Raw genomic sequence first — 10205 nt, forward strand, 5'->3', positions numbered from 1 at the left:
CTGCATCTGAAACTTTTTAATTATTCTCAATCTGGCCGGTTTATTTTGAATCGGCCAGATTATTCAGCAACATTAAGCCGGATTATTCTGAGAAATAACAGAGGCTAATTATATTGGTTATTACGTTTCTTTTAGACGACTTTTTACTTGTAATCTCCTAATAACAGCAAGATCGGCTTCAACTCTTGAAAGCCTTTGTTCAAGAACTTTTTTTATGTTTTTTACTGTGCTATAATAATTTTTTATGATATCCATGATTTGCTTTGTATCCTGATATGTAAGGAAATTTATCTCGCTTTTCATAACTAACCCCCTTCTAATTGTTGCTTAACAAGGCGCTAATTTATAATAAAAGTTCCCCATAATAAATTTATATCATAAAACATGGGATTATGCTACCCTTTTTGAGGGTATAAGATTTATTGACTTTATTATATCCTTATATCTACTTCTAATATTAGAGCTAAGTTTCAACTTGATCGGCCTCTTTATCTTTGGGTAAATTGTTCTTCCGGCAATAAACATTATGGCAGCAGCAATATTAATAAGGCATTAGCAGATAACGGATAAGGTCAAATATTGAATGTTATGCATGCATTTTGATTGTTCTGTGTATTTCATGCGCCAAGATTCTAATATCATAATATTATATATTTACTAGATAATTATGTTTTGCTATTATTGGCACAATATATATCTACAGGAAAGGAAGGATACTATGAAAAAGACAATACTAAGAGTGGTTGCATTATTGGTTTTGATTATACTGATCGCAGGCTGTAGCCAGGAACTAAAAAAAGAAACGGAGGAGGTAATCGGGCAGGCAAAAAAAAGTCCAGTATCAATTCAGACTGTAAATAAGTGATATCTTAATGAACTGATTGATTGCCTATCTGCCTTTTAACGGCAATGCTGACGATGCCGGCGGTAACGGAAATAGTGGCGATGTCCTTGGCCCTATATTAGTCCCAGACAGATTCGGACGGCAAAACTGTGCGTATTCCTTTGATGGAATCGATGATTTTATCATGCTTTCCAACAATGAAAGTATTAATTGGGGAACGAATGATTTCAGTATTTCAACCGTGCTTTAAGCCATGCAGAGATACACTCATTGTATACCGCAGGAGCTTCAATTACTTGTTCTGTCGAAATTGAACCGAATACAATTAACCTTCAGAAATCACGGTTATAGGGACGCTCAATAACGATCCTGAATTTGAAGGCAAAACACTAATATACAAGGTTTAATAATCAATAGTTGTACCGTTTTCATTCCCTTGTTCCATTCTCCGGATCGTGATACATATGTCCCCATAAAAATAGATAATAACCAGTGTTACGAGGTACAGGCATGTCAATGAAAAAAAAAGTACGAAAGAAGATTGTTGGTGACCTGTCTAATACCGAACGTGTACTGGTCGGGCTCGATGTCCGCCCACATACCCAGGATGGTGAAAAAATTATGAAGATAATATTCGGGCTTGACCTGAAAACGAAAACTGAGTGACCGATGGTTATTTCCTACGAAAAGTATAAAAAAATACATGAAGAATTGGCTTTGTGCAGAGCAGAGCTTAGTAGTGCCAAAGAAGAATTATCTGAGAGTAAATTACTTTTAACAGAAGCAGAATCCACACTTGAAGCGATCAGAATGGGTTCTGTCGATGCTTTAGTCGTAGGAGATCAGGTTTATACCTTAAAAGGTGTTGATTATTTTTACCGAGTACTGCTAGAAACGATGGGGGCGGGAGCTGTTGTCTTTATTGCTGAAGGTACTATAACCTATTGTAACAAGAGTATTGCCGATTTGCTTGGTACATCAGTCGAGAAACTAATCGGGTCATCTATCTATGATTATGTGCGGGACATATACACAGAGAAATTCGAAGCTCTTGTTCAAAAGGGATATTCCGGTACAGCCAGAGGAGAAGTCTCTATGAGTTTTCCTCTGCATAGCAGGGATATTCCTGTTTACCTTTCAATCAGTCAAATCCAGGTTGATAGTTCTGCTGCTATCTGTATGATTGTGACTGATCTGACAGAACATAAAAGCAGTAAAGAGCATATTGCGTCTGAGAGACTGACACGGGCAGTACTGGAACAAGCCGGTGAATCAATTGTTGTCTGTAATAATACTGGAGAAATCGTCCGAGCCAATGCTTCGGTATATCAGCTCTGTGGATGCAATATTCTTTATCAATATTTTGATCATGTATTCCATATTAAAGTTACCAGTACAGAAGAGAATGTAGAGTTTTCTATAGCTCAAATACTTGCCGGTAAAACTATTATTGGAGTTGAAGCAGTCCTGGAGCGGACTGACAGACAGATACGCTATCTATTATTACATGCAAGCCAGCTTAAAGGAGAGACTAGTGAGGCATTAGGTTGTGTGGTTACGATGACAGATATATCTGAGCACAAACATGCGGAAGAATCAATACGATTGAGGAATGCACAGCTTGATGCTGTCCTTGCTTCAATTGCCGATGGGCTCATTGTCTATGATGCACACGGCAGAGCTGTCAGAGAGAATGAAAAGATTAGAGAACTGTTTGGATATAGTCTTATCGAGTATGACCGTGACATCGGCTGTATCAAGAATAGGATCATCAACATGAAGACCATAACAAATGACGGGATACCGCTTGATCCCGAGAAGTCTGCTATCATCAGAGCTCTGCGGGGTGAGACAGTCAGCGGGTTCATCGAATCTGTCCAGCGTGCTGACGGCAGCAGGACATGGCTCAGTATGAGCGTTGCTCCTATCAGGAAAAAGGATCGTAATATCGATGGAGCGGTAGCAAATGTAGCTGATATAACTCTGATAAAGAAGTTGCAACTTGAGCTGGAGAATAGGACTAAGGAACTGGAAGCTACCTTCTCATCAATTGCTGATGGTGTAGTTATCTACGGCATGGATGAGCGTATTATCTTGATTAATGAACAGGCAAACAAAATACTGGGAAATGAAAGACAGGAGTTAAAAAGAACAATGGCTGAGAGAGGAGAAAAATTCCTGAGCATCTTCAATGCAGAAGGCCGTGCGCTAAAACCTGAAGAATATCCAATTTACAAATCATTGCATCAGGGCCTATCCATAACAGGAATTGAGTTGCAGATTAGGTATAAGGACAATACCTTTGTGAGTGTTAATTCCAGCTCCGCTCCGATTGTTACGAAAGACGGCAGACAGATTGGTGCAGTAACTACCTTCAGTGACATTTCAAAGCTCAAACAAGTTGAGTCCGAGCTTCGTGCAAATGTTCAGCGATATAATACTCTCTTCAATGCAAGATCTAATGGAATATCACATTGCAGGATAATTACTGACGAGAAGTGCAATCCGATAGATTTTATTACCCTTCAGATCAACTATGCTTATGAAGAGATCATTGGTGTTCGGAAAGAAGATGTAGAAGGTAAATCTATTAAGGAGGTATTTCCTGGTATAGAGAAATTCTCATTTGATTACATTGGTAATTTTGGCAAGATTGCCCTTCAAGGGGGAGAATTATTTTTTGAAGTTTATTTTGAGCCTACCAAGCAATGGCTCTCCATCTTTGTCTGCCAATCAACCTATGGCGAATTTACTACACTTTTTACAGATATCACTGAGCGCAAGAACGCTGAAGAAGCACTGAAAGTAAGGAATGCAGAACTCAATGCTACTATTTTTTCAATTGCCGAAGGAATAATTATATATAATATGGAGGGGAAGATAATAAACCTGAATAAAAAAGCAGAAGAAATCCTTGGTTATTCCGAAGAAACCAGAGAAAAACCAATGTTTGATAGAATTACTAAGTATCTTAAGGTAGAGAAAGAAGACGGACAGCTATATCCCTATGATGAGATACCTGTTATCAGAGCACTACAAAAAAGAGAGATCGTAACAGGAGCCGAAGTATGTTTGAGATATTCAGAAACAGAGAGACTCATCATAGATTTCAGTGCAGCTCCAATATTCACAAAGGAAGGAATCCAGATAGGAGCAGTGGCTACGCTTGCAGATATAACTGACCGAAAGAAAGCCGAAAAGGATTTGCGTCGAAGTGAGGCTAGATTTAAGCAGCTGACCCAAACTCTTGAGCAGCGAGTCAACGAACGTACAGCACAGATTAATGTAACAAATGAGGAATTGGAAACCCTGGCCTATAGTATGTCTCATGACCTGTACAACCCTATCAGAGGCATTAGTGCCAATAACGGTTTTGCTATGGAGAAATGTAAGGAGCGGCATTGTTCCCTAGATGAGTTACGATATATAGAACGGTCACGTGATAATATTACTAAGATGGAGTATATGCTGGACACGATGCAGTACCTTCTTGCATTGCTTAGAAAGACTATGGGAAGGGACAACATTAATCTCAGTTTGGCAGCAAAACGTATCATGGAAAAACTGAAGAAAGAAGATAATATAAGGAAAGGTGACGTTGTTATTCAACCGGATGTTTTCACCTTTGCAGATAAGGAATACGTTACAGAAGTTCTTAACGGGCTACTATCAAACGCATGGAAATATACCGGAGACAAAGACAGATATTACATAGAGTTTGGCAAAAAGCAGATAGATGGCACAGATGTTTACTATGTCAAAGATAATGGAATCGGATTTAAACAGGAATATGCAGATAAAATATTCCAGCCATATTATAGACTTCAGGGCCATTCTTCAGTAAGAGAAGGGTATGGGATCGGACTTACGATAGTACTGGCTATTGTTAAGAAACATCAGGGAACTGTATGGGCGGAAAGTGAAGAAGGGAAAGGAGCTACTTTTTATTTTACCTTCGGTGGACAAGAGTCAGCTGTAGACATGTCCAGAAAGGCAGCATGAAATGGCAGATGTATAGTAGCCTAAGTGAAATAGGCCGGGGTGTTGTTAGAATAATTATAGAAACAATAGTTGTGGCGATAGTCTATTATCTGGCAGCAAAGCTAGGGGGTATTCTTGTTGTATATCCAGGAAATGTTGCTCCTATATGGGTACCATCAGGGATTGCACTAGCGTTTGTATTGCTATTTGGGTACAGGGTATTGTATGGAATATGGTTGGGTGCCAGTCTTGCCAATATCGCGCAATTATCTGCTTACCCTACTTTTTCCGGTTACGCGTTTCTTGCCGGGACTATGATTGGCGGAGGTGCAGCCCTGCAAGCCTTTGCTGGTGGATATATTATTCGAAGGTTCACAGGAACCTCGTATCCGATGGCAAAACTTTATCATGTTTTTATTTTTGTTGTTGCTGTATTTGTATCTGTACTTATTAGTCCATTTATTGGCACCACCTTGCTGCTGATCGGTGGATTTATTGAACCATCAGAATATCCGTTTGCCTGGGTAACGTGGTGGGTAGGACATTTGGTCAGAGCTTTAATAATTACGCCTCTTATTCTTGCCTGGAGCCGACCATTGAGTTTAAAACTCAGGAAATGGCCCATGATAACTGCTTTAATCTTTATATCGGCTCTTGTTATTACCGAGTTAGTCGTATTTTCGGATATTCTTTTTAGTAATAAACCTCATTACCCAATACAATATTTGCTTCTTCCATTTATATTCTGGGTTGCCTATGCATATGGCATGAAAGGAATGTCTTTTCTGTCCCTGGCAGTATCAATCCCGGCTATTGTTAGTACTGCATTTGGATTTGGTCCATTTGCAAGAGATAATGTAATAGTTGCTTTACTAATTCTGCAAGGATATCTAGGTATATATACTATTGTCGGATTGGCTTTGACTGCTGCTATTCAGGAGCTAAGGCAATCTGAAAAGGACCTACAAATAAGAACAACTGATCTGGAAATAGCGAATGATGACTTGGAATCGTTTAGCTATTCAGTATCTCATGACCTGAGAAGGCCACTCAGAGCTATCAACGGATACAGCCATATACTTAGGTATGAATATCAAACAATGAGTGATGACGAGAGGGAAGACTATTTAAATAAACTGGAAAATTCAAGCTTGGGGATGGCAGTGCTGATTGATGACATCCTTAATTTATCAAGGGTATCAAGATTAGAGCTGAAACGAGCTTCAATCAATCTAAGTAAAATAGTTGAAGATACCCTAACGGAGCTGCACGAATCACAACCGGAGCGGAAAGTTGAAGTTGTTATTAAGAAAAATGTTATTGCTGAGGCGGACGCTAATATGCTCCAGATTGCTCTTGGGAATATGCTGGATAATGCATGGAAATACACTGCTAAGCGAGATGTGGCAAGAATAGAGTTTAGAACCGAGGTCATAAATAACACTCGAACGTACGTAATCAGCGATAATGGAGTTGGGTTTGGAATGGCGGATGCAGCGGGTATATTTGAACCGTTTAAACGAGTAGGTAATGTCAGAGAATTCCAAGGCACAGGAATAGGTCTGGCAATAGTGAAGCGGGTTATTGTGAAACACAATGGGCGAATATGGGCAGAAAGTGAATATGATAAAGGTGCTACTTTTTATTTCACATTAGGTTAAGCTTCGGCCGCATGCTATCTTTCACTGCTGGTTTATAAGAATTCAGAACGGCGAATTTTGAAACAGGCGAAAATCCAGATACCAAAAAAGCGATTGAAAATATGCTCAGGAAAAGATCAATGAAAATTATAAAGTAACTCTAGCTCCGAACCACTAGGATTATTCTGCTTTTGAATCTTCACTTCGGACAAAAGAATTACACACTTCGCATTGATAAGATTGTGTCGTAATCTTTTGTTTTTTTCCTTCATTATCAACAATCTCACGTTCTGACTCATCAACTTTCATGTTCTGTATTACCTTACATTTTGGACATAATTCTGACATATATGAAACCTCCGGATAATATAACTAATAATATTATTTTCTTTTAATCATCTGTAGTCAATACTAAATATCTATTGTACCTTGAGCTGATGTGTTTGGGCTAGTGATTGCTTGTCCTCTTTGTTTTTTTCTCATAAGCGAAAGATGAGTACTACGGTAAGCGATCCACGAACTCCAATATTGTCAGTAGCAGTGGTCCAGGTTAGAGCCTGATATTCCAAGGGAGAAGTTTGTCGTGCATTATTTCTTTGATTTCATAACCCAGGCTATTTTTAACATGCCCGTAGCTACAGTTCCTCTCTTCTTCAGCTACCGGGATGAGCTTGATTTCCCGTGGCAGTTCCTTGAGGTCTTTTTTCTTTTTCTTATTCCGGCTATACCCAACGACTTTGACAATATCATCGGTATCCGTCGGAGGTTGTTCTTTGGAGTCTGCTGGTTTGTTAAACAGGTTGAGCTGATCGGAATCAACGCCGATACGGCATTCCTTTTCAAAATTCCACCCCAGTACTTGAAATTCCAGAAACTTACTCCTCGTTCCTCACAATACTTCTTCTGGCTCTTTCCGCTGGCACGCCAGTTCCTGATTTCTTTAGCCCAGCGTTCCCTCGATTTTCGTTCCGACGGTTTTCTCTTCGTTTTGCCATAGTTTCACCTCTTTTTTTTTCAATACTATGACATCTCTACGATACTAATAAAAATATGGGGTTCGTGGATCGCTTACCCTTTATCGAATATATTATGAAAAAATAAATAAGTTACTATTTTTCTTAAATGTATTATACTCCCGAGCAATAAACGGATAGTGTTTTCGCATACATCAGAGATACAAAGGTGAATTGATGGACCAAGGCAGAAACAATTTTGTTATTTTGGAAAGAGGAGAAAACGGTGTCTGGGCAGTTGGAGTAAATAATTGGATTATTTTTACAGTTATCATCTTGGCATTTCTGTTAATGGCTTACTTTATAACCCTTTCCGGTATCGCTGGAATTGTTAGGGCAAGTGATAAAGTTGCAGCGAATATCGCCGATAAAATGATTAAGAGTTATAAATCTTCAGATGAACATCGTCTGGTACAGCTACTGGTGAAGAACTTCGACAGGGGAGTCCCCATAAATGTGAAAGTTACGGATATACCAGAAGTAGCAGTCAAACCCTCGTATGGTACATATAAAATAACCATAGATGATAAAAATTTCACTGTAACCCTTAAAAAAGAAGATTGACAGCTTCCAGTTGAACTACTACTACTACTACTACTACTACTACTATCCCGGCGTGGAGGGAGTACTATGAAAGAAAAAATAAAAAAGATGTTTGCGCAGTACGAGAAAGCATTCAGTGCGCTTGAGGTTGAAAAGCAGGTGCCGATGTTCGCGGAACACTTTATTTCTGCAGGTCCAAACGGGTCAATCGCCAATAGTAGAGATGAATTCATGAAATTGTCCCGTCAGGCAGCCGAATTTTACAAAAGTGTCGGGCAAACAGGTGCAAAAATATTATCCATGAAAGAAACTCCTATTAGCAACGAATACACGCTGATTACGGTACACTGGGGAGCTACATTCAAAAAAACCGGGGATAAGCTGATAGAGTTTGATGTTTCGTATATCATACAAGATATTAATGACGATCCAAAGATTATTATGTTTATAGCTCATCAGGACGAAGAAAAGGCAATGCAGGAACTTGCTCAGGAGTAAAACGACGTACCCTTCAATATTCCCGGCTGCTGCAACAGGGTAGTCTTTGGTGTTATCGACCTGACGGACAAAGAACTCCGGAGTTTATACTTTGGCTGTTGTCAGAAAAAGAAGACCGGCCTTTTGTCCGGTCTCTTGATCTGATTTTCTGATACGAAATGACTGTTTTAATCGATACTCATGTTCATGAGCATTCCCATCCTTGTCTCAAATGCTATGGTCAGTTTTGTTATGTTATCACGGGCAGTAGGTCCGTCAAAATCCTTATACCCGGCACTGACAGGGATCGTACCGGTGAGTGGGAAATTCTGCTCATGGGGTTTAATCATAATATAGCAGCTTTTATTTAAACCCTCGTACCACTTTATCGAAGCGGATTTCTTGCCGAGGATCATTTCCAGCTCGCCTGAGGTCGCGTTAACAAACCCGGTACCGTTATACTTCTTCCAGGTATAGTCTATTGAGGTAATGTTGCCACTGGAGTCCACATTAAAGACAGGGAACGGGAAGACGAAATTCGTCGGGTAAGAAGCATCTGCCGGAGTTTTGACATTGGTAAACTCAAAGGTAAGGGCAGGGGCCCTAACCAGGCCGTTATACAACCTATAGGTATATGTACCTTCGGGTACCTTTGTAACGTGTGAGGGGAACTCGATCTTGGCACTTACGGCTTCCCCGTCATAAGACACCCAGTGACCGGGATTCCCGGATACGAAGGTTGCTGATAGATCGGTTGCTTCATACATATCTGCTGCAACAAAACTGCCCTGTTCCGTCCATGTGAGGGACCATTTTGGCGGCAGACCTGACAGATGGCTTTTGCTGCTGTCGTCGAATACCCTGAGCTGGGGGTGCACACCGCGAAATGTTGGAGTTTGGTTCGTTGGTATAGGCTGGCCTGCACGCACATTGGCTGTCAAAAGATTGTTGCCATAATTAAATTCGCTCCAGAAGGTAATATTGACATGTGTCCCTTCATCCATATCAAGGACCCCGTTATTGTTCATATCAGGGTTGATATACCGCAGCATAAGGTCATCCATTTGTCCCAGCATCGTGGCTTCGGCATCCAGCATACCAAGATTGCCGATGAAGGTGTCGTAGTTTTCCGAGGATATCTCTGCATTCCCTGACACATCTATGTTCAGTGTTCCTATACTGGCCTTGCCATCTATGACCGCGGCCTTGGGTGCGATACAATCAAGACTCTCTGCCTTGAATATTCCCTTTATCATGGCTGCACCGGTCTCGTTCGTGTCAATAAATGCCAGTATCCAGGGGTCTCCTTTTGTTAGGGATATTTCGAAACTGCCATCAGGATTAAGCAGTACCTTTTTCCGCCATACCGATCCATATTCCGGGCAGGTGTTGACTGCGTAGACATAATTTGCCGATTCCGCCGCGTTAACTATTGAGGATGGGGCCATAGCTCCCGAAAGGATTCCGGTGATATTAAACGAACCGGTATTTTCACCACTGGGAGAGGTGTTCTTGCTGGTCGTACCACAGCCCAGGAGGATCAATACGCTGGCGACAAGCAATAAAAACAACAACAAAATTTTCTTAACTTTCATTCTTATGGTTTTGCCAATTCCTAAATAGAAAGCCTATAAACAAAAGAACCTCCAGTTGTTACAATTGTTTCGACGAAAAAACAAAAATCACCTAAGAGGTGAAAAGTAACAA

The 10205-nt window shown here is 40.3% G+C and carries 8 protein-coding genes; 6 read left to right on the plus strand and 2 right to left on the minus strand.

All coding sequences use genetic code 11. The features are described 5' to 3' along the window. Positions 1-120: 120 nt before the first annotated feature. On the minus strand, positions 121-303 hold the full coding sequence (locus DKM50_13620; protein PZM77244.1) for a hypothetical protein: 183 nt from the start codon (positions 301-303) through the stop codon (positions 121-123). Between the two features lie 578 nt (positions 304-881). Between DKM50_13620 and DKM50_13625 the strand changes: the two genes are divergently transcribed. From DKM50_13625 to DKM50_13650, 6 genes are all read left to right on the plus strand, one after another. Beyond that, positions 882-1094 (plus strand): hypothetical protein, encoded by a 213-nt coding sequence (locus DKM50_13625; protein PZM77245.1) that lies wholly within the window; start codon positions 882-884, stop codon positions 1092-1094. Positions 1095-1513: 419 nt separating this feature from the next. Then, positions 1514-4846, plus strand: a complete 3333-nt coding sequence (locus DKM50_13630) for a hypothetical protein (protein PZM77246.1) — start codon at positions 1514-1516, stop codon at positions 4844-4846. Next, the gene (locus tag DKM50_13635; GenBank protein ID PZM77247.1) at positions 4843-6486 is read left to right on the plus strand and encodes a hypothetical protein; all 1644 of its coding nucleotides are present in this window, start codon (positions 4843-4845) and stop codon (positions 6484-6486) included. Before DKM50_13630 ends, DKM50_13635 begins: the two co-directional genes overlap by 4 nt. 562 nt (positions 6487-7048) lie before the next feature. Beyond that, the gene (locus tag DKM50_13640) at positions 7049-7462 is read left to right on the plus strand and encodes a hypothetical protein (protein PZM77248.1); all 414 of its coding nucleotides are present in this window, start codon (positions 7049-7051) and stop codon (positions 7460-7462) included. 193 nt (positions 7463-7655) lie between these two features. Beyond that, positions 7656-8042 carry a hypothetical protein gene (locus DKM50_13645; GenBank protein PZM77249.1) on the plus strand — a complete coding sequence of 129 codons (387 nt, stop codon included), beginning with the start codon at positions 7656-7658 and terminating at the stop codon, positions 8040-8042. A 66-nt stretch (positions 8043-8108) separates the two neighbouring features. Further along, positions 8109-8519 carry a hypothetical protein gene (locus DKM50_13650; protein PZM77250.1) on the plus strand — a complete coding sequence of 137 codons (411 nt, stop codon included), beginning with the start codon at positions 8109-8111 and terminating at the stop codon, positions 8517-8519. A 167-nt stretch (positions 8520-8686) separates the two neighbouring features. On the opposite strand, the gene DKM50_13655 is transcribed toward DKM50_13650, so the two are convergent. Beyond that, on the minus strand, positions 8687-10093 hold the full coding sequence (locus tag DKM50_13655) for a hypothetical protein (protein ID PZM77251.1): 1407 nt from the start codon (positions 10091-10093) through the stop codon (positions 8687-8689). Between the last annotated feature and the right edge of the window lie 112 nt (positions 10094-10205).

The sequence above is a fragment of the Candidatus Margulisiibacteriota bacterium genome (genome assembly GCA_003242895.1).
GTDB lineage: Bacteria > Margulisbacteria > Riflemargulisbacteria > GWF2-39-127 > GWF2-39-127 > GWF2-39-127.

Bases quoted from the DNA above. Each gene is read 5' to 3' on its own strand.
- DKM50_13620 (PZM77244.1), bottom strand. From the start codon at position 303: ATGAAAAGCGAGATAAATTTCCTTACATATCAGGATACAAAGCAAATC.
- DKM50_13630 (PZM77246.1), top strand. From the start codon at position 1,514: ATGGTTATTTCCTACGAAAAGTATAAAAAAATACATGAAGAATTGGCT.
- DKM50_13635 (PZM77247.1), top strand. From the start codon at position 4,843: ATGAAATGGCAGATGTATAGTAGCCTAAGTGAAATAGGCCGGGGTGTT.
- DKM50_13645 (PZM77249.1), top strand. From the start codon at position 7,656: ATGGACCAAGGCAGAAACAATTTTGTTATTTTGGAAAGAGGAGAAAAC.
- DKM50_13650 (PZM77250.1), top strand. From the start codon at position 8,109: ATGAAAGAAAAAATAAAAAAGATGTTTGCGCAGTACGAGAAAGCATTC.
- DKM50_13655 (PZM77251.1), bottom strand. From the start codon at position 10,093: ATGAAAGTTAAGAAAATTTTGTTGTTGTTTTTATTGCTTGTCGCCAGC.